Genomic DNA, 19,041 nt, shown 5'->3' on the forward strand with positions numbered 1-19,041 from the left:
GTGATTCAGGTGGATTACCCGGATGGGCGCAGTTTTACGGCACGGGTGGAACATCTGGATGATTATCACTTTGACATGGGCGGTCTGGGCAATGTGTTCCACATCTGCCAGTTTGCCGAGGTCATGGAGCGGAACCATGCTGACTTCTACCCCGAAATTCAGACACAGGACGAGCAGGCCGCATGGGAACTGGGTGGCAAAGGTTATCTTGCCATCCAGTCCTGTGAGGATGGATGGGACTACACCATTTACCACAGCGATTTTTCCGTGATGGACGGCGGGCAATTGGATGCCCCGGAACTGACCATTCAGGAAGCCCGTGAGCAGATTCTGGAAGCACACCACATGGAAAAGGGGCGGCGGCTGTTGCAGGACTACGATGCCGTCATGGATAAAGTTGCGGAAGCCGAGGAACTGAGTGCAGACCATCGCCCTTCCACACTGGAAAAGCTGGCAGAACTGGCAAGTGATACGTCTGCGCCAAAATCCTCTGCACGTTCTGCACCGGAACTGTGAGGTGGACGATGCAGCAAAAATGGGATCAGAATTTTGACGGTGAACCCATGACGGACATCCCGCAGAAGTTTCTGAACGCAGGGTGCGATGTTTATATGGTGATGCAGCTGCGGCATGACGAAAAAAACCTCGATGAAAGATTTGCTTCCATGCGGGAACTGCATCGTCGGGGCAAAACGCCAGACCCGGAGCATTATGAGGTCACCTACTATGCTGATTTGCCCACCATGTGGCAGGATGTGCCGGACAACGAGGTTCTGGAAGAACTGTTTCAGATGTTCAACCTCTCCCGTCCGCAGGATTTTGAGGGGCACAGCCTGTCCGTCAGCGATGTGATTGCACTCAAACGCAATGGCGAGATATCTGTGCATTATGTGGACAGCATCGGCTTCAAGGAACTGCCGGGGTTTCTGGACAAGCAGCCGGAACGCCCTTCGGTGCTGATGAATCTAAAGGAAAAGTGCGATGCCCCGGAGTGCAATCCCACGGTATGCCGGAAAGTGAGGGCTGAACATGAACTTTAACCATGAGGAACTGATGCTGATGATGCTCTACAACACCGGCACCCGGATGGGGCTTGTCCACGAACTGCGGCTCATGCAGTGCTACCTGATGCCCGATGAAACTGCCCTGCGGGAACTGTCGGAGGGGGTTATCGAAAAGCTGAAGCTGCTGACCGATGCGGAGTTTGCCGAACTGGAATTTCCCCCGGACTGATTTTTGCCGCCTGCGGGCGGCGTACATAAAGTATTTTGTTCTTCCAAAAGATATGCTATAATCAAATCAGACAAAATTCCTCTCTTCAAGCGATTTCTCCGCAATTTTCCCGTGGCTCTGCTCGTATCAAGATTAAGGGACTGAATTTTATTGTCAGAACGGAGGAACCATTATGGCAATCTTTGAAAAGACCATCCGAAACAAAAACTTTGACAAGTTGCTTCGGAAGCTGGAAAATGAAATTCCAGACAGCAGTTGGTCTGCAGATTTGGAGGCAGGCAGTGATTTCAAAGAGGGCGATGCTCGGTGCAGTGTCCGGGTGTTTGAACGGTACAGCATGATGGGCGGCAACCGCCTGAGTCTGACTCTGACCATGTTCCAGAATGCGGACAGTCCGGTTCGGCTGTCTGCCATCACCGCAGGAGGCAGTCAAGCGGTGTTCTTCAAGGTGAACACCCTCGGAGAAGAATCTTTTCTGAACGATGTAAAAGACCTGCTGGAAGAAATTTTGGAGGAGTAAAATGTTTTTTGGATGGTTTGACGCTATATTCAGCTTCATTTTCCCAATCCTGTTCCTGCTTTTTATTGGAATGTTTTTCTTTGCTCTAATTTCAAATCTCCGCACATGGAACAAAAACAACCACTCGCCGCGGCTTACCGTTCCGGCAACAGTGGTAGCAAAGCGCACCGATGTTTCGCATTCCAGCAGTGCCAATGCCGGAGATATGTCCGGTGCGCACGGATACGACACTAGCACATTTACATCGTACTATGTGACTTTTCAGGTGGAGAGCGGCGACCGGATGGAATTTGAAGTGGACGGAAGTGATTATGGTCTGCTCGTGCAGGGCGACATCGGAAAGCTGAGTTTTCAGGGCACCCGCTATCTTGGGTTTGAGCGGAGCTAAGTGTTTCTTACATTATATAGTATGGAGTGCTGTATGAACGATTTGTTTATCCAAGGGCTGACCATCGACTGGAACAGAGTTCGCCCATACAATTATGTTCGTCAGATTCCTGCCATCAGTGGAATCGACACTTTTACATTCCATAAGCCCATTACGTTCTTTGTTGGCGAAAATGGAAGTGGAAAATCTACGCTTCTGGAAGCAATCGCTGTTGCTTACGGCTTCAACGCAGAGGGTGGAACGAAGAACTATTCATTTTCCACATACAACTCCCATTCGGAACTATGTGAGGCTATGACGATTTCCAAGGGGTATCGCAGACCAAAGTTCGGGTATTTTCTCCGAGCAGAGAGTTTCTATAATGTAGCCACCAAGGAAATCGACTATTCCGATGACGATCATCCCTCCAAAGGCTATCACCAAAAATCACACGGTGAAAGTTTCCTCGCCATTGCGCAGGACTACATGGGTGCAGATGGAGTCTATATTTTTGACGAGCCGGAAGCCGCTTTATCCCCGCAGCGGCAGCTCACGTTACTGATCAACATTTATCGGTGTGCCCAAGAAGGGGCGCAATTCATTATCGTATCACATTCACCCATTCTCCTCGGAATGCCTGATGCTGAGATTTTTAGCTTCGACAATGGCACGATTCATCCTTGTCAGTATGAAGATACGGACAGCTACGTTATCACCAAAACATTTGTAAATAATCGGCAGCATTTTTTGAACCAGCTTCTGAACGAAGAAACGTAATGCCGGGAAAGGACATTCCATATGAGTGATTCTACGTTGAAAGAGCTTTGGCAGCAGGTCGCTGAAAAGAAAAGCTGCGAAGCAAAACAGAAAGAACTGACCGCCCAGAGAGATACGCTTGCTGATCGCCTGAAAAAGCTGGAAAAATCCAAGCTGGCAGAGCAGGCTGATGTGGACCGTCTGGAGGGACACAGCCTTGCCGCATTTTTCTATCAAGTGATTGGAAAAATGGATGAAAAGCTGGACAAAGAACGGCAGGAAGCCTATGCAGCCCGCGTCAAGTACGATGCGGCTCTCCATGATCTTTCTTCCGTTGATGCCGACTTGGAGCAGATTCAAAATAGACTGGCACGGCTGTCCGATTGCGAAAGTCAGTATCAAGCTGCTCTTTCCGAAAAAATCAAAAGCATCAAAGCCTCTGCCCACCCTGCCGCACAGCAGATTGCGGAAAGCGAAAGCCGCATTGCCGCACTGAAAGTCCAAAAGTGGGAGCTGCTGGAAGCCATCAACGCCGGAAAGACTGCCTTGCACACGGTCAATGAAGTTCTCGAAACCCTCGACAATGCCGAGGGCTGGAGTACATGGGACGTAATGGGCGGCGGTTTGATGGCCGATCTTGCCAAGTATGAGGAACTGGACGATGCGCAGAAACAAATCGAACAGCTTCAAGTGGAACTGCGACGGTTCAAAACTGAGCTTGCCGATGTTGAGATCACCGCAGACCTTCAGGTTGCGGTAGACAGTTTTTTGAAATTCGCAGATTTCTTCTTTGATGGCCTCTTTGCAGACTGGGCAGTTCTGGATCACATCAATCAGGCGCAGAGCAGAGTGGAAAACACCAAGAGCCAAATCAAGCGAGTCCTTGCACTTCTGAAAAAGATGCGCGAAGATGTTGATGTCCAAATCGCTGATGAAAAAGAGAAGCAGGAGCAGCTTGCGGTGGAAACTGAGCTGTAGGTTTGGAGTGTTCGCGTATGTAATATGCTCAACTCAATGAATTGGAAATTTTGGAGATAAAGACTATGAAGAAAAAAGCACCAATAGTGTTCATTATCGTGAGCGTCTTTGCCGTAGCCGCAATCATTATAATTTCGGCGTATAGATCTTCGGAATCCTACAGAAATGCGAAGGCTGCAATCCAATGGGATTGCTCTGTGTCTTGTACAGAAAAATCAACATCTGCCCAATATGTAATCACTTATTCTAATGTAAAGGTTTCATCCAAAACGGGCACACTGACGATTCAGAATAGGAATGATTTTGAAATTGTGGTGCATTTGCTCTGCGAAGGCGAACAGGAAATCGTATCTGGCAATATTTCTGCGGGAGGCTGCTACTCTTTTGCGAATGTTACGGACAAAGAATATACCGTAGGTATTCATGCGGATGTTGATGCAGCCACCAACATTAAAGTAATTGTATACGACGGAAAAGACACAGAGCCATATACAAATTGACAAGTCGGTGCTTGCGGGGGTGCATCTATTTGAAAAAGTATCAATGTCCATGCTGCGAATGTTTTACTTATAATGTTCCACCAAAGGAAGATTGTGGGTACATTTGCCCAGTTTGCTTTTGGGAGAATGACCCGTTTATTACTTCTGATAGCGACCCCAGTGACTTGAATCATGGAATAACTCTAAACGAGGCAAAAAACAACTATTTGGAATTTGGTGCCTGTGAAAGAAAAATGTTACGTTATGTTCGTCCGCCCGAAAGCGATGAAAAATAGACATTCATCATCAAAACTTCAAAGTCGACGATAACCCAATTATTATATACCCTTGGCGGGCAACCCAAAAACGGTTGCCCGCTATTTTTATACCCTAAAATCTGAAGAAGGAGGCAAAAATGCCAAGCAAAACCGAAGAATACCTTGCCCTTGCCCAGCGCACGGCAAACGGCTTGACCCGGTACTGGGAAAGCTGGACGGATTACCTGACCACCGCATCCCGGCTGTACAAGTACCCCTTTGCCGACCAGCTTATGATCTACGCTCAGCGGCCCGATGCCACCGCCTGCGCCGAATTTGACATTTGGCGCAACCGGATGAACCGCTATGTCAGGCGTGGCTCTAAGGGCATCGCCTTGCTGGACGAATCCAGCGGATTCCCGCGCCTGCACTACGTTTTCGATGTGTCGGACACCGGGGTGCGCCGCAATTCCCGTGACCCGGAGGTGTGGCAGCTCGGTCCCGATTTGGTGCAGCCGGTTTCAGAAATGCTCGCTGCCACCTACGGCATCAGCGGAGAGCGTGTCAGCCAGCAGCTTGCGGATGTTGCCGGGAAACTGGTGGCAGATTACTGGGACAACAACAGTGGTGACATTCTCGCCATCGTTGACGGTTCGCTTCTGATGGATTATGATGAAGCCGGGGTGGAGATGCAGTTCAAGTCCGCTGCCGCCATCAGCGTCACCTACACGCTGCTGGAACGTTGTGGTTATGAGCCGACAGGCTGGTTCGACAAGGACGATTTTCAGGCAATCTACAATTTCTCAACCCCGGACACTGTCTACACACTCGGTGCCGCAGTCAGCGACATCAGCCGCGAAGTCCTGCGCACCGTAGAGCGGGCAGTCAAAACGACCATCCGCCGCCGAAACAATGAAAGGAGCCAGCATGAATATGAGCAGCAATCTGAGTTACACGCAGACCGGGGATTATCTTCTCCCGAACCTGACCCTGCATCAGCCAAAGACCCCGCTGGGCAAGTACGGCAGGATGCGCCTGAACTTTCTGAAACAGCAGCACCCGGTGCTGTACCACACGATGCTCCTGAACGGGAGCCTGTACCCGACTCTGACCGAACTGGAGCAGACCGCAGCAGCAATGAAGGAGCAGATGATAGTCGATCTGCTGGCGAAGAACCCGGCACCGGACAAAGAGAAGAACCAGATAGCGTGGGTGCAGCACATGAACAGCCTGCGGGAGCAGGTCGAGGAAGTGATTCGGACGGAACTGATCTACAGCTAAGTCTTCTGGATGCCGTCATCCCCATCGAAGCCCAACAAATCGAACATATTGACCGAGCGGAGAGCGAAAAATCGCCCTCCGCTTTTGTTTTGTCACAGGCTGAAATTGAAAACGAACTGCGCAAGCATGGTTCCGGTTTCCAGGATGGCAAGCAACGGATCATCGAACTGTACCAGACGCAGCCTAACCGCAAACTCCGCGCCAAAGCACTGGCACATGAGTACGGCATCGGTGGACATTCTCACAACTTTCTGGACGGCAGCAGCGGTTTTGTAAATCATGATGGGAAAGGACTTGAATTTGACCATTACCCGGATCATCAGAAATTCACGTTAAGCTGGACACAGGTCGAGAAATACATCGACCTGATGATTCAGTCTGACCGCTACCTGACCGATAAAGAAAAAGAGCATCGTGCCGTCGTGCAGGAAGCGGAACGCCAGCTCCCGCTGCTGGATGGTGATGTCGCTGCCGAATACAACGCCCTGAAAGAACAGTATCCCAATACCCTGATTGGCTTTGAACTGGGCGGATATTTTCTGTTCTATGACAAAGATGCAGTCACTGTAAAGGAAGTTTTGCGCTCTAATTTGCTGTCGCAGGAAAATGCGCTGGGAAAAGTCAAGGTGACTGGCTTTTTGCGTGGAGAGTGGGTAGCAAAATCGCAGAAGCTGTGGGCTGAGGGCAACAGCCTCTATCTGGCCGGACAGGGCGAAGATGGCACCCACCACCAGACAAAATATCTGCGGGAGGAAGATTATCTGCCGATTGGCAGCATTATCAGACTGGATGACCGGAACTTCCGTGTAGACCATGTCAACTTCATGTTCAAATCCGTCAGCTTGCAGGACATGGACTTGACCAACAGCGGACAGCCCATCTTCCGAAGCGAGAGTTTGCCCCATATCCGAGAACTGTATGAACAGCAGCAGAACGAACTTGTTGAGGTTGCCCCTGAAAAAAATGCCGATTACAAGGTCGGTGACGAAGTTGTTGTTGACCTGCCCACCCGAACCATTGAGGGCAAAATCGGCTATGTGGGTGAAACCGATGTGCGCATCGACACCAGTGCGCATGGGCAGTCATGGGATAACGAGGTAATCAACAAGCAGCAGTTTGAGGACGGTCTGCGGCAGGATGAGCCTACGCCCGATGAAGAATTGGATAAACTGCCTATCTCCACAGAAGTCAATGGTGAATGGCAGACTTTTCCGAATGCTGCTGCCGCAAATGAAGCCCTGAACGCTGAACCTGTGCCGGAAGCTGCGGGAAATTTTCACATTACAGATGATAATTTGGGTGTCGGAGGCCCCAAGCAGAAATTCGCCCGCAATATTGAAGCCATCCAGACCTTGCGCACTTTGGAGCAGGAGCATCGCGGTGCCACCGCCGAGGAGCAGCAGGTGCTTTCACAGTATGTAGGCTGGGGCGGTCTTGCAGATGTCTTTGACCCCAACAAGGAAAACTGGTCTGCCGAGTACACCCAACTGAAAGGGTTGCTCACCGAAGAGGAGTATGCCGCCGCCCGCGCTTCCACTCTGAATGCCCACTATACCTCTCCGGTGGTAATTCGCGCCATCTATGATGCTGTGGAAAAGATGGGCTTCCAGTCTGGAAATATCTTGGAGCCTTCCATGGGTATTGGCAACTTTTTCGGTATGCTGCCCTCTGGCATGGCTGACAGCCGTCTGTATGGTGTGGAACTGGATTCCATCACCGGACGCATCGCCCAAAAACTATATCCACAGGCCGACATTACGGTTGCTGGCTTTGAAACCACCGACCGCCGAGATTTTTACGACCTTGCCGTAGGTAATGTCCCTTTCGGTCAGTACAAAGTCAACGACAAGGCGTACAACAAACTGGGTTTTTCTATCCACAACTACTTTTTCGCCAAGACTATCGACCAGATCCGACCGGGCGGCGTGATTGCTTTCGTGACCAGCCGTTTCACGATGGACAGCAAAGACAGCAGTGCCCGCAAGTACATGGCGGAACGTGCTGATTTGCTGGGAGCCATCCGCTTACCCAACAACGCTTTTAAGGCAAATGCAAGCACCGAGGTTGTTTCGGATATCCTCTTTTTGCAGAAGCGTGACCGCCCTGCAGACATCGAACCTGCATGGGTGCAGCTGGGGCAGACCGAAGATAGCTTCAATATCAATCAGTATTTTGTAGACCATCCGGAAATGGTGCTGGGAAATTTGGAACTAGAAAGCACCCAGTACGGCCATGACCTGACCGTTGCACCAATCGAAGATGCAAACCTTGCAGACCAGCTTACCGAAGCGGTGCAGCACATCGAGGGCCAGTACACTGCGGTGGAGATTGCCGCTCCGGACGTCGCCGATGCGGAAGTGCAGCGCAAAACTCTGCCCGCAGACCCTACCGTGAAGAATTTCAGCTATACTGTGGTGGATGGTGAAATCTACTACCGCGAGAACTCCATCATGACACAGATTGAACTGTCCGACAACGCCAAAGGCCGTGTGGCTGGCATGGTGGAACTGCGGCAGATCGTCAACGAGTTGATCGACCAGCAGTTGAATGACTTCCCGGACGAGGATATCAAGGCATCGCAGGCAAAGCTGAATTATGCCTACGATGCGTTTACTGCAAAATACGGTCTGATCAACGACAAGAAAAATGCCCGCCTGTTCGATGATGACAGCTCCTATTATCTGCTCTGCTCGCTGGAGAATCTGGACGAGAATAAAAATCTCAAGTCCAAGGCAGATATGTTTACCAAGCGGACGATTCGGCCAGAGCGTGTTGTCACCAGCGTGGATACCCCCAGTGAAGCACTGGCAGTGTCCATCGGGGAGCATGGCAAAGTAGACCTGCCTTATATGGCAGAACTGCTGGGCACTCCCGGTAACTATGAGCGCATCACCACCGAATTGTCCGGCGTGATTTTCAAAGACCCTGCTGCGGATGCTGACGACCCGGAAGCCGGCTGGCAAACAGCGGACGAATACCTTTCGGGTAATGTGCGCGATAAACTACGGATGGCACAACTTGCTGCAGAAAGCCGCTCGGAGTTCAAGGGCAATGTGGACGCACTGACTAAGGCGCAGCCCAAAGATTTGGAAGCTTCTGAAATTGATGTGCGGCTGGGTGCCACATGGCTTGCCCCCTCTATTGTGCAGCAGTTCATGATGGAAACTTTTCAGCCGCCCTATCGTATCCGCTACAACAATGCCATCACCGTTCGCTACTCCCCTTACACTTCCGAATGGCGAATCAGCAATAAATCTGCTACTGGCTTTGGTGACATTATGGCCACCGAAACCTACGGTACCCGCCGAGCCAACGCTTACAAGATTTTGGAGGATACCTTGAATTTGCGTGACAGCCGCGTTTATGATACCATCGAGGAGAATGGGAAAGAAAAGCGTGTGCTGAATCAAAACGAAACCACCCTCGCCCAGCAGAAACAGCAGGCCATCAAGGACGCATTTGCTGGCTGGGTCTGGAAAGATCCACAGCGACGCGCCCTACTGGTAAAAAAGTACAACGAGCTTTTTAACAGCACCCGCCCCCGTGAGTATGACGGTAGTCACATTCATTTTGTGGGCATGAACCCGGAGATCAATTTGCGAGAGCATCAGCGCAATGCGGTTGCCCATGTGCTGTATGGGTACAACACCCTTTTGGCGCACGAAGTCGGTGCTGGCAAGAGTTTTGAGATGGCGGCTTCCGCTATGGAACTGAAACGTCTGGGCTTGTGTCAGAAAAGTCTTTTTGTCGTGCCAAACCATTTGACGGAACAATGGGCCAGCGAGTTTTTACGTCTGTACCCCCATGCGAAGCTGCTGGTTACCAGCAAGAAAGATTTTGAACCCGGTAATCGAAAAAAATTCTGTGCGAGAATTGCGACCGGTGATTATGATGCAGTTATCATCGGACACAGCCAGTTTGAAAAGATACCCTTGTCCGCAGAACGACAGGAGCGTCTGATTCAGGAACAGATGGATGAAATCGAGGAGGCCATCGAAGAAGCGAAAGCACAGGTTGGTGAGCATTTCACAGTAAAGCAGCTGGAAAAGTTGCGCAAGTCTCTGAAACAGAAACTGGAAAAGCTGCAAGGCGCAGACCGTAAAGATGATGTGGTTACGTTTGAACAATTGGGCGTAGACAGGTTGTTTGTGGATGAGAGCCAAGCGTTTAAGAACCTCTACTTGTACACGAAAATGCGTAATGTCGCAGGTTTGAGTACGAGCGAGGCACAAAAATCCAGCGATATGTTCGGCAAGTGTCGCTATCTGGATGAAATCACCGGTGGCCGTGGCGTGATTTTTGCAACGGGTACACCCCTGAGCAACAGTATGACCGAGATGTACACCCTCATGCGCTACCTCCAGTACAACACCTTGCAGCAGAAAGGGTTGACCCATTTTGATGCGTGGGCTTCTACTTTTGGTGAAACTACTACTGCCATCGAACTTGCGCCCGAAGGCACCGGATACCGTGCACGCACTCGTTTTGCGAAGTTCTTCAACTTGCCTGAACTGATGGCGATGTTCAAAGAAGCAGCAGATATCAAGACCAGCGACCAGCTTCATCTCCCGGTGCCTGATGCAAAATTTGAGACGGTAGTGGTCAAGCCTTCGGAAATCCAACAGGACATGGTGCAGGCGTTGAGCGAACGTGCAGCCGAAGTCCACAGCGGTTCTGTTGACCCTTCTGTGGATAATATGTTGAAAATCACGTCGGATGGTCGCAAAATCGGTCTTGACCAGCGGTTGATGAATTCCGCTCTGCCCGATGACCCCAACAGCAAGTTAAATGCCTGCGTCAACAACGTCCTGCGCATCTGGAACGACACCAAAGAGCAGAAGCTGACCCAGTTGATTTTCTGCGATATGTCTACTCCCAAGGGGGACGGTTCGTTCAACGTTTATGATGATATCCGCTCCAAGCTGCTCAACGCCGGTGTGCCCGAACAGGAGATCGAGTTCATCCACAACGCAGATACGGAGAACAAGAAAGCAGAACTTTTCTCCAAGGTACGCAGCGGACAGGTGCGTGTGCTGCTGGGCAGCACTGCCAAAATGGGAGCAGGAACCAACGTCCAGACGCTGCTCGTAGCGGTGCATCATCTGGATGTAGGCTGGCGTCCGTCGGATATGACTCAGCGCAATGGCAGAATCATCCGCCAAGGCAATCAAAACAAACAAGTCTACGTCTATAACTACGTCACGGAATCGACATTTGACGCCTACCTCTATCAGACCCTTGAGAATAAACAGAAGTTTATCTCGCAGATCATGACGAGCAAATCGCCTATGCGATCTTGCGATGATATTGACGAACAGGCTTTATCTTACGCAGAAATCAAGGCTCTGTGTGCAGGCGACCCTCGCATCCGGGAAAAGATGGACTTGGACGTGCAGGTAGCAAAATTGAAGGTGCTGCGCGGAGACTTCCAGAATCAGAAATATCGTCTGGAGGATAAGCTGCTCAAAACATTCCCGGAAGAGATCCAGAAACAGAAAACCCGCATTGCTGCTTTACAACAGGACTCACAGATTGCAGCAGCACACCCGCAGGACAAAGAAAACTTCTGCGGCATGACCATCAAGGGCATGGTGTACGATGACAAAAAGGCTGCAGGCGAACGGCTGCTGCTGGCTCGGCAGGAGATGCCCAATGCTGATATGATGCTGCTGGGCACCTACCGTGGCTTTGAACTGAACATTCGATTCGACAGCTTCAAAAATGAGCATCAGGCCGTACTCCGGGCAGAGTTGAGTTACCCGGTGTCGCTGGGCGATGATGCGCGCGGCAATATCACTCGTCTGGACAATGCCATCGACAATTTCGCTGACCGTATTGCAGATGCCGAAAATGCTCTGCAAAACCTTGAACAGCAGAAGCAGGCCGCAGAGGTCGAAGTGGCAAAGCCCTTTGCACAGGAGGAAGAACTGGCCGAAAAGTCTGCCCGCCTTGCTGAATTGAACGCCTTGCTGAACATCGACCGTGACCGCAGTTCCTCGCAGGATGCTCCCGAAGAATCCGAGGAAACCGAAACACCTGCAACTCGTCCGTCTGTGCTGGCTGCACTGGGGGAAAAGACCAATCAGCCGGAGCCTGTCAAACCGTTCCGCAGCTATTATGATAGGGATGGTGATGCACGATGAAAGAAAAGCGGGATGAAACCATCATCCTGCGCCTGACCAAAACAGAAAAGAACCGCATCTATGAAAAGATGTTCAGCATGGGCATCCGCAGCTTGAGTGCCTATATCCGCAAAATGGCATTGGATGGATACTGCCTAAATCTCGATCTGCCGCAGCTACGCCGAATGGCTTATCTGCTCCAGAATTGTAGCAACAATCTGAATCAGTACGCCAAGCGTGCCAACGAGTGCGGCAAGGTCTACGCCGCTGACATGGAGGACCTGCGGCAGCGGCTGGATGAACTGATTGACATTGGCAAGCAAATTCTTTCCAAGCTGGCAGAGCTATAAAAATTCCCGCAGTTGGAGGACTGCGGGTGTACATATAATGCTTGACATCCTTGCAACGTAGTAGTCGATACCTTTATAATAAGGGCGAACAGAAAGGAAGTGCTTGATATGATGTCTATGCTGAAGAAAATTGTTCTTTTCCCGATTTCTCTCTTTGTGGCGTTTCTAGCTCTGATGGCAAGGTGGCTACTAACCCTGTCCAGCTATGTAGTTGCTCCGCTGATGCTCTACATCTTCGGCTGCGGCATCTACACTGCTTACCGTCAGACTTGGAATCAATTCTTTATCCTGCTGGTGGCCGAGTTCATCTGCTTCATCCTCTTTTTTGGTGCAACTGCCATCACCGAGGGCATCGGGCGTTTCAGTGAGTGGTTGGCCGAACTGTAAGGAACATTTTCAATCTTTTGCCGTCTTCGGGCGGCTTTTTCTTTTATGGGGGTGATTTAGGATGGCCGCAACACGGCTGATCGCGCTGCACAAAAACAAAGGCAAGTCGGTTGCGGCCTGTCTGAAAAGCCGTACAGACTATGTACAGAATCCCGATAAGACTGAGCATGGCGAACTGATTAGCAGCTACGAATGTAGTCCTTTGACGGTGGATGAAGAATTTATGCTGTCCAAACGGCAGTATGAACTTGTCACTGGGCGCAGACAAAAAAGTGACGTGATTGCCTATCAGATCCGGCAGTCGTTCAAACCCGGCGAGATCACCGCCGAAGAAGCCAACAAGGTGGGTTATGAGCTGGCAATGCGTTTCACCAAAGGCAAGTATGCGTTTATCGTTGCAACCCACACGGACCGGGAACACATTCATAATCACATTATCTACAACTCCACTGCGTTGGACAGCATCCGGAAATTCCGGGATTTTTTATTGTCCGGGCTGGCTGTGCAACGGTTGAGCGATCTGATCTGCTTAGAGCATCAGCTTTCCGTCATTGAGATAAAACCCTATCGGGAGCGGCAGAAGCGCACACTCTACCCGCCCAAAGAAAGCAATCGTGACCGTCTATGTGGCGTGATTGACACTATTCTGGCGGAAAAGCCCAAAGACTACGAAGATTTTCTGCAAGGACTGGAGCAGCAGGGTTATGAGGTCAAGCGTGGAAAATACACCTCCGTCAAAGGCGCACGGCAGAAGCGATTCATCCGGTTCCGCACTTTGGGCGCAGGATATAGTGAAGAAGAACTGAAAGCTGTTATCTCTGGGGAAGCCGAACACCATCCCCGGCAGAAGCAGAAGCGCATCGTACCGGAACAAAAGTTTCAGATGCTGGTGGACATTCAGGCAAAGCTGGCCGAGGGAAAGAGCATGGGGTATGCTCGCTGGGCAAAGCGATATAATCTGAAAGAAATGTCCAAAACGCTGATTTTCTTACAGGAGAACAAAATCGGAAGCATTGAGGAAATGCAGGAGCGTATAGATGCTGCTACTGCTCGCTATCATGAACTAGGCGATTCAATCAAGGCAACAGAAACGCGCATGGCCGAGATTGCTGTTCTGCGAACGCACATCGTTAATTATGCCCGGACACGCCCGGTCTATGATGCCTACCGCAAAGCCGGGTATAGTAAGAGATTTCTGGACACCCACCGGGAAGAAATCACGCTGCATAAGGCCGCAAAAACGGCTTTTGATGAAGCCGGATTGAAAAAGCTGCCAAAGGCTAAGGACTTGAGCATCGAATACGCTGAACTTCTGAAAAAGAAGAAAGAATCATACCCGGACTATCGTAAGGCACGAGATGAGATGCAGGAGTTGATGAAAGCTCAGAAAAATGTAGAGATGTTCTTTGCAGAGGAAAAAAGTACAACCGAAAAAGGACAAGCACGATAAACGAAATCCGCCGAGGATCCTTCCCGTTTTTTCGGGAGGAGTCCTCGGCGGATTTTTGCTTTTTAGCGAATCATCTTATAACCATTACCAATTCAAAATACTTAACGGATGGCAAATAACTTCTTATATTGCCTTATTCATTTATCGGACTTTTCCACAGTTTTTGCAAAAGTTCGTAAGAATCATTTAAGTTCCCACAATCCGGGCAATACCATCTTCCGTCCGGTATCGGATCAACTGGCGAAAGTATTTGACTTTGAAATTATTTTTTTGAAAAATCTCTGTACTGATTTTCGTTGATTGTCCAGTAAGGATCACCTCCATTTTTAACAATTTCTTCAATGAAATTTAGTATATTTCCAACACATACAAATTCATCTGTTGAGCAACAGTCCCCCGCATAAAGATACTCTTTTTCTATGTCATCCACGTTAATGACAATATCATATCCCATCCAATATCCAATTTTCCATGCCGACCGACATAATAAATTATCATTACTAAAATGGAACGAAAGAATTTCCTGAGCATCAAATAAGCAATAGTCTCCGCTGTGATAAAGCGTCAGTCCATTACATCGCTTCAGAAATTCAATATAATCAGCTGGAATATGTCCCATTTCTTTTTTTAAGTGTTCCAATATCATATCATCGGTTGGTGGATTTAATAGAGCATCTAAATGCGCATGATTCAGATGCTCTATAACTTTATCTAAACCATTCATTCCAGTCTACCTCTTTTTAATATTGTGCCCACCATGTAGTAAATTGAGTGTGAATTGCTTTTGGAAGGGGAATCAAATTGCTATTCACACTTTTCCCACCATATTTCAAGGGCTTTATATGATGAATTTGAATTGGAGTTGCTATAATGCTATAAATTAGAATATTATGAAAGCTCGCCAGACATAAAATCTGGCGAGCTTTCACTTTTCCGTAATGGGATTAGATTGCTGTAGAGCTTGATACAAAAAGATAGATAATGAAAATGCACCACAAAACAACTTCAGCGATTATCAAATACTTCAAGTGTTGCTGCAATTTTTCAGGGACAATTTTTCCCTTTTTCAAAAAAGCGAAAATTGAATCTCGCGCTTTATCGACATCTTCCTGATTGACTTCCAGTTTTAAATGGAAATTTTTTCCAAAAAGGAGCTGGTGCATCCCATAATATATTGAAAGCAATATCAAAAATGAAGTGACGCTTACGAGTGCTGGCTGGGTCCAACTTATTGCCATAGCTTCTGCCGATGTAAGATCTCTGTAAAAAACAATATCACTTAAACCGGCTACAAACAGCAGAAAATTCCAGCCCAAAAATGTATATAAAGTTTTCTTCATTGTCTATACCTGCAAAACCGTATGCGTTAGCCACCAACAGCTTGGTAATAATCAGTATCCGTCCGGAAAGGTGTGGACGCTCCACTATTATAGTACGACATAGTCTGATGATAGCAATGCGTATAATACGAATAAATTTATTTCAATTTTCCTCCACTCTCATAATCGTGTAGAACAGATGTCCCCAGTACCAAGAGAATCACACATATAATGCAGATCCAAGGAGTATCAAACCACAGCGAAATCAGCACTGGAACACAAGAAATCGCTATTATCCAAAAACCAACAGCCAAGAATCTTGATGTCTTTTTCAAGTTGTAGTGTTTTTTCTTGCTATACGCTTCTGCGATTGAATTTTTAGGAATCACCCAAAAATAGATTCCAACAGCAACTAAAAGAATAATCACCCAAAAACTATTGACAAATTTTTCTTGATTGTTTAAAGACATTTGCACTTCCTCGGCATTACGCCCATCCTACAACATTCCATGCATTATAAGTGAACATTTCATTGTGAAAGTTCACAGCAAGAGACTGCGTTTTCCAGTCTTTCGGAACATAGCCTTCGTAGTAATTGTTGTTTTTTGCGGCAGACTTCACATCTGTTATATAATATTTATATCCGTAAACATTTTTCTGATGCGAAGCTGCTGTCGTATCAACAAGATTCCATGTATACTGTGTTTTTATACAGCTGACAGTATCCGTAACGGCATTTTTAATCATACCGCTAGCAACCGTAATTCCCAGTCCCTTAATAAGTGCGTCCAAAAATGCTTCTGCAACAATATTCGGTAACGTCAATGCGCCCACAACAAGTGCAATTAAATCAACCATCCTTCCAACAAAATTATTGATTGTGTATGTCGTGGATCCAAGATTTTTTGTATCATATGTACACTTCAAGCCATAATAAATATATCCTGTATCTAAAGCAGCGCGATATTTGATTGTTCCTGCTGTTTGCACAGCGCAAGGTTGTACACGCTCATTATTGTCAGAGGTTAATTTACCATACTGTTCAATATAAATAACGTCGCTTGATGACTTTCTTGTAACACTATCATCGAAAAAATCACGTTTTATACTATTAGGGCTTGATGTCAGGAGGGTGTCTCTTTGTATAAGCTTTCCATTCAGATATTGATTCAGAATGCGGTTTCCCGAAAGGTCGGTATACATTTCAACGATTGTTTCATGATCTTCATATAAGGTGACTTTATCACCCACTTTATTATTTTTTGCGGTTGCAAAAGAAGTTAATGTCATACTGGCTAATAAAGAAAAAACTAAAAGTATCGAGATAAAAGATTGATAGACTTTTTTCATTGTTCTACACTTCCTTTCTTCTTAAAGAGATTATCGTCCAACAAATATAACTAATATTATTTGCGAATGAGTGATTCCATAACATCCGGCTGATGCTGTAAAGTTTTCAGATGATATTTACGTTTACGACAGCAAATGCCGTTACAAAGATGTGTGTGATTCCTTCAGAACAATCAAACCTTTTGAGCTTCACCGTCTGAATGTACATGCGCAAAATGGTTAATGCTTTAAGTTCTGCATTGGAATCACCTCATATCAAGTTTGAATTCATATTCTATGCGTCAAATTGTGACTGATTTCAATGATTTTTTTGGTGATGACTAAGATGTTTTATTTAGCTCATTTCGTCCGATGCGGTAAATCTTCTTGTCTTGTTCTACTACTTCAACAATAAGTTCATTTTTATTGTGATGAACTATTACTGGAATATAGCTATCGGAATTTTCCACCATCAAACATGTGACTCCATTCGTCCATTCACTGTTCAATTCCTTTGATAGCATGGAAATGATTTCTTCTTTCGTCATTTTGATTAATGAATCCTTTAGTTTAGTTCAATCGTGTTAATCGATGCCGGTAGATGCTGTATTAGCATCACCTCTTTTTAACAAAATCGCTCTTTTATAAAATCATTTAATGGCTGGCAGTTGATGTGATAGTTTCGCTCTGCCCATTTGAATAAGTGAATGTTGCTGAACATTCAAGGCGATACGATCTTCCGGGCTTTGTATTATAATTACTGCTTGCTGAGCAGGAAGAAGATGTACTGGTGTTAGAACAGCTGCTTACCTTCTGCCACGTACCGAATGTTCCTTTTTCATATAGCGTTCCAGTGACGGTGATGCGCTTTACCGCAACATCAGTTTTGGCATTAACTTGATAAAAACTTTGAGAAATCGTCCCTTTGACAGTGCTGTTTTCGTTATACCGCCTAGGTTGGCCAGCAGCAAAAACCGTTGCGGCAAGGCTCAGAAAAATACCGATTGACAGAATGAGAGTGACAAGACGCTTTTTGGACATAAGACATAACCTCCATTTTGTGTACTCCAACAGGAGCTTTTGCTCAGTCAACGTAGTTCACATTGTGTTTGTGACAGCTTTTTTGAAAAATTTTCGAGATTTTATCAACTTTGTATATTTGTACAAAAAATGCAGACACATTTGTAAACAATCACAAGTGTGTCGGCAAGGTCTTGACAAATCAGGAAATGCTTTCCGCAATTCTTAGAAGCTCATCATGCGATATCTTTCCAATAATCGTATGCGAAATGCCATCTTTCTCCCATACTAGCACATATCCTGTACGTCCTCCGTTATTACTCGTTCCAAGTGTTGCATCGGCTGTTCCAATTTTAATGCGCTCATAAACCGTGTGCTCATTGTCGAAAGTTTCGACTTGTCCATAGTCTTGAATTACGGAACAGTCCACATAATAAAAGATGTTCTTATCATTGACATCAACATAGGCATGAAGAAAGGATATTTCGTTATCATACCCTTGTTCATAATCTCGTTCAAATCCATCCGGCACATAGTGGTCGCTGTATCCATTCGGAAGCTGTTCCAACGGCTCGCCATCCACCTGATATGTCAGTTGCATCTCAACGGGCATGAACTTCTGAATCATCGTATAGACTGCCCTGCGGAAATCTGCACTTACTGCAAGCGCGCCGAGAGTTAAAATTACCAGCGTCAGGACCGTAATAAGCACTCGTTTCAGCACAGGGCGGTGTTTATGCAACGCCGCTTGCAGGCGAGCATCCCATCGGGACGTGTCCGGGTAGCGTTCCTTAAGCTGGGCCGGACTTGGCAGCTCATCCAGCTCTTTTTGTGCATCTGCACGGAGTGCCATCATCAATGCAGCATCAAAAGAAACTTCTGCTCTCTCACTCATGGCTGTTCAACTCCTTCCACAATAGTTTTCTTCCACGGAAAAGCCGCATCCGAACCACTTCATCCGTCAGTCCAAGCGATTCGGCAATCTCCCGGTTGGTGTAGCCCATTGCCAAAAGACGTAGTGGGGCACGATACATTGGTTTCATCTGTCCGATCAGTTCTGTCAGGTGTTGGATGTTATCGGTGCTGACTACTGCATCATCCGGCACTGGGGCATCATCTGGTGCGTCCGGGATTTCTTCCAGCGGTTCTTCCCGCTGCTTGCGAAGCATATCGTATGCACGGCTTCTACTACA

The 19,041-nt window shown here is 47.5% G+C and carries 22 protein-coding genes; 14 read left to right on the forward strand and 8 right to left on the reverse strand.

Features of this window, described 5'->3' with window-relative positions; all coding sequences use genetic code 11:
• From DXB44_RS14865 to DXB44_RS13290, 14 genes are all read left to right on the forward strand, one after another.
• The coding region (locus DXB44_RS14865; protein ID WP_347561834.1) for an LPD16 domain-containing protein at positions 1 to 516 on the forward strand (516 nt) is incomplete at its 5' end.
• Between the two features lie 8 nt (positions 517 to 524).
• Positions 525 to 1,040, forward strand: coding sequence for a YodL domain-containing protein (locus tag DXB44_RS13220; protein ID WP_117930563.1), 516 nt, complete (start codon positions 525 to 527; stop codon positions 1,038 to 1,040).
• Positions 1,030 to 1,233: a transposon-transfer assisting family protein gene (locus DXB44_RS13225; RefSeq protein WP_015536785.1), complete on the forward strand. Its 204-nt coding sequence runs from the start codon at positions 1,030 to 1,032 to the stop codon at positions 1,231 to 1,233. The genes DXB44_RS13220 and DXB44_RS13225 overlap by 11 nt, the downstream gene beginning before the upstream one ends.
• 172 nt (positions 1,234 to 1,405) lie before the next feature.
• Complete coding sequence (locus DXB44_RS13230) at positions 1,406 to 1,753, forward strand: DUF6054 family protein (RefSeq protein ID WP_015536784.1); 348 nt, start codon at positions 1,406 to 1,408, stop codon at positions 1,751 to 1,753.
• A gap of 1 nt (position 1,754) precedes the next feature.
• A complete protein-coding gene (locus tag DXB44_RS13235; RefSeq protein WP_015536783.1) occupies positions 1,755 to 2,141 on the forward strand; it encodes a DUF2500 domain-containing protein in 387 nt (128 codons plus the stop codon).
• A gap of 33 nt (positions 2,142 to 2,174) precedes the next feature.
• Positions 2,175 to 2,897: an AAA family ATPase gene (locus DXB44_RS13240; RefSeq protein WP_005921747.1), complete on the forward strand. Its 723-nt coding sequence runs from the start codon at positions 2,175 to 2,177 to the stop codon at positions 2,895 to 2,897.
• Between the two features lie 21 nt (positions 2,898 to 2,918).
• The gene (locus tag DXB44_RS13245) at positions 2,919 to 3,854 is read left to right on the forward strand and encodes a hypothetical protein (RefSeq protein ID WP_118659011.1); all 936 of its coding nucleotides are present in this window, start codon (positions 2,919 to 2,921) and stop codon (positions 3,852 to 3,854) included.
• Positions 3,855 to 3,919: 65 nt separating this feature from the next.
• On the forward strand, positions 3,920 to 4,354 hold the full coding sequence (locus DXB44_RS13250) for a hypothetical protein (RefSeq protein ID WP_118659012.1): 435 nt from the start codon (positions 3,920 to 3,922) through the stop codon (positions 4,352 to 4,354).
• A gap of 29 nt (positions 4,355 to 4,383) precedes the next feature.
• Entirely contained in the window at positions 4,384 to 4,629 is a 246-nt protein-coding gene (locus DXB44_RS13255) for a CPCC family cysteine-rich protein (RefSeq protein ID WP_097779474.1), read from the forward strand.
• Between the two features lie 888 nt (positions 4,630 to 5,517).
• Complete coding sequence (locus DXB44_RS13265; protein ID WP_117930556.1) at positions 5,518 to 5,871, forward strand: TnpV protein; 354 nt, start codon at positions 5,518 to 5,520, stop codon at positions 5,869 to 5,871.
• Positions 5,872 to 6,239: 368 nt separating this feature from the next.
• A complete protein-coding gene (locus DXB44_RS13275) occupies positions 6,240 to 12,014 on the forward strand; it encodes a DEAD/DEAH box helicase family protein (RefSeq protein WP_118659013.1) in 5,775 nt (1,924 codons plus the stop codon).
• Complete coding sequence (locus DXB44_RS13280; protein WP_118659014.1) at positions 12,011 to 12,343, forward strand: plasmid mobilization relaxosome protein MobC; 333 nt, start codon at positions 12,011 to 12,013, stop codon at positions 12,341 to 12,343. The genes DXB44_RS13275 and DXB44_RS13280 overlap by 4 nt, the downstream gene beginning before the upstream one ends.
• A gap of 108 nt (positions 12,344 to 12,451) precedes the next feature.
• Complete coding sequence (locus tag DXB44_RS13285; RefSeq protein WP_055187087.1) at positions 12,452 to 12,730, forward strand: hypothetical protein; 279 nt, start codon at positions 12,452 to 12,454, stop codon at positions 12,728 to 12,730.
• 61 nt (positions 12,731 to 12,791) lie between these two features.
• The gene (locus tag DXB44_RS13290; RefSeq protein WP_118659015.1) at positions 12,792 to 14,180 is read left to right on the forward strand and encodes a relaxase/mobilization nuclease domain-containing protein; all 1,389 of its coding nucleotides are present in this window, start codon (positions 12,792 to 12,794) and stop codon (positions 14,178 to 14,180) included.
• Positions 14,181 to 14,442: 262 nt separating this feature from the next.
• Here DXB44_RS13290 and DXB44_RS13295 read toward each other — a convergent pair whose 3' ends face one another.
• The 8 genes from DXB44_RS13295 to DXB44_RS13325 all read right to left on the reverse strand — a co-directional run.
• Positions 14,443 to 14,904 carry an SMI1/KNR4 family protein gene (locus tag DXB44_RS13295; RefSeq protein WP_015536776.1) on the reverse strand — a complete coding sequence of 154 codons (462 nt, stop codon included), beginning with the start codon at positions 14,902 to 14,904 and terminating at the stop codon, positions 14,443 to 14,445.
• 220 nt (positions 14,905 to 15,124) lie between these two features.
• Positions 15,125 to 15,520 carry a hypothetical protein gene (locus tag DXB44_RS13300; RefSeq protein WP_015536775.1) on the reverse strand — a complete coding sequence of 132 codons (396 nt, stop codon included), beginning with the start codon at positions 15,518 to 15,520 and terminating at the stop codon, positions 15,125 to 15,127.
• A 137-nt stretch (positions 15,521 to 15,657) separates the two neighbouring features.
• Positions 15,658 to 15,969: a hypothetical protein gene (locus DXB44_RS13305; RefSeq protein WP_015536774.1), complete on the reverse strand. Its 312-nt coding sequence runs from the start codon at positions 15,967 to 15,969 to the stop codon at positions 15,658 to 15,660.
• Positions 15,970 to 15,985: 16 nt separating this feature from the next.
• On the reverse strand, positions 15,986 to 16,849 hold the full coding sequence (locus DXB44_RS13310; RefSeq protein ID WP_015536773.1) for a hypothetical protein: 864 nt from the start codon (positions 16,847 to 16,849) through the stop codon (positions 15,986 to 15,988).
• Between the two features lie 320 nt (positions 16,850 to 17,169).
• Positions 17,170 to 17,376: a hypothetical protein gene (locus DXB44_RS13315; RefSeq protein WP_015536772.1), complete on the reverse strand. Its 207-nt coding sequence runs from the start codon at positions 17,374 to 17,376 to the stop codon at positions 17,170 to 17,172.
• Positions 17,377 to 17,482: 106 nt separating this feature from the next.
• Positions 17,483 to 17,869, reverse strand: coding sequence for a hypothetical protein (locus DXB44_RS14480; RefSeq protein WP_146746959.1), 387 nt, complete (start codon positions 17,867 to 17,869; stop codon positions 17,483 to 17,485).
• A gap of 181 nt (positions 17,870 to 18,050) precedes the next feature.
• Positions 18,051 to 18,743, reverse strand: a complete 693-nt coding sequence (locus DXB44_RS13320) for a DUF4367 domain-containing protein (RefSeq protein WP_118659016.1) — start codon at positions 18,741 to 18,743, stop codon at positions 18,051 to 18,053.
• On the reverse strand, positions 18,736 to 19,041 hold a 306-nt coding region (locus DXB44_RS13325; RefSeq protein ID WP_147366464.1), incomplete at its 5' end, for a sigma-70 family RNA polymerase sigma factor. The genes DXB44_RS13325 and DXB44_RS13320, both read right to left, overlap by 8 nt.

The organism is Faecalibacterium sp. OM04-11BH, assembly GCF_003482185.1.
Taxonomy (GTDB): Bacteria; Bacillota; Clostridia; order Oscillospirales; family Ruminococcaceae; genus Faecalibacterium; species Faecalibacterium tardum.

What these genes read in the sequence shown, in the direction of transcription:
- DXB44_RS13220 (WP_117930563.1), top strand. Translation starts at nt 525, where the DNA reads ATGCAGCAAAAATGGGATCAGAATTTTGACGGTGAACCCATGACGGAC.
- DXB44_RS13225 (WP_015536785.1), top strand. Translation starts at nt 1,030, where the DNA reads ATGAACTTTAACCATGAGGAACTGATGCTGATGATGCTCTACAACACC.
- DXB44_RS13230 (WP_015536784.1), top strand. Translation starts at nt 1,406, where the DNA reads ATGGCAATCTTTGAAAAGACCATCCGAAACAAAAACTTTGACAAGTTG.
- DXB44_RS13235 (WP_015536783.1), top strand. Translation starts at nt 1,755, where the DNA reads ATGTTTTTTGGATGGTTTGACGCTATATTCAGCTTCATTTTCCCAATC.
- DXB44_RS13240 (WP_005921747.1), top strand. Translation starts at nt 2,175, where the DNA reads ATGAACGATTTGTTTATCCAAGGGCTGACCATCGACTGGAACAGAGTT.
- DXB44_RS13245 (WP_118659011.1), top strand. Translation starts at nt 2,919, where the DNA reads ATGAGTGATTCTACGTTGAAAGAGCTTTGGCAGCAGGTCGCTGAAAAG.
- DXB44_RS13250 (WP_118659012.1), top strand. Translation starts at nt 3,920, where the DNA reads ATGAAGAAAAAAGCACCAATAGTGTTCATTATCGTGAGCGTCTTTGCC.
- DXB44_RS13265 (WP_117930556.1), top strand. Translation starts at nt 5,518, where the DNA reads ATGAATATGAGCAGCAATCTGAGTTACACGCAGACCGGGGATTATCTT.
- DXB44_RS13275 (WP_118659013.1), top strand. Translation starts at nt 6,240, where the DNA reads ATGATTCAGTCTGACCGCTACCTGACCGATAAAGAAAAAGAGCATCGT.
- DXB44_RS13280 (WP_118659014.1), top strand. Translation starts at nt 12,011, where the DNA reads ATGAAAGAAAAGCGGGATGAAACCATCATCCTGCGCCTGACCAAAACA.
- DXB44_RS13285 (WP_055187087.1), top strand. Translation starts at nt 12,452, where the DNA reads ATGATGTCTATGCTGAAGAAAATTGTTCTTTTCCCGATTTCTCTCTTT.
- DXB44_RS13290 (WP_118659015.1), top strand. Translation starts at nt 12,792, where the DNA reads ATGGCCGCAACACGGCTGATCGCGCTGCACAAAAACAAAGGCAAGTCG.
- DXB44_RS13295 (WP_015536776.1), bottom strand. Translation starts at nt 14,904, where the DNA reads ATGAATGGTTTAGATAAAGTTATAGAGCATCTGAATCATGCGCATTTA.
- DXB44_RS13300 (WP_015536775.1), bottom strand. Translation starts at nt 15,520, where the DNA reads ATGAAGAAAACTTTATATACATTTTTGGGCTGGAATTTTCTGCTGTTT.
- DXB44_RS13305 (WP_015536774.1), bottom strand. Translation starts at nt 15,969, where the DNA reads ATGTCTTTAAACAATCAAGAAAAATTTGTCAATAGTTTTTGGGTGATT.
- DXB44_RS13310 (WP_015536773.1), bottom strand. Translation starts at nt 16,849, where the DNA reads ATGAAAAAAGTCTATCAATCTTTTATCTCGATACTTTTAGTTTTTTCT.
- DXB44_RS13315 (WP_015536772.1), bottom strand. Translation starts at nt 17,376, where the DNA reads ATGACGAAAGAAGAAATCATTTCCATGCTATCAAAGGAATTGAACAGT.
- DXB44_RS14480 (WP_146746959.1), bottom strand. Translation starts at nt 17,869, where the DNA reads ATGTCCAAAAAGCGTCTTGTCACTCTCATTCTGTCAATCGGTATTTTT.
- DXB44_RS13320 (WP_118659016.1), bottom strand. Translation starts at nt 18,743, where the DNA reads ATGAGTGAGAGAGCAGAAGTTTCTTTTGATGCTGCATTGATGATGGCA.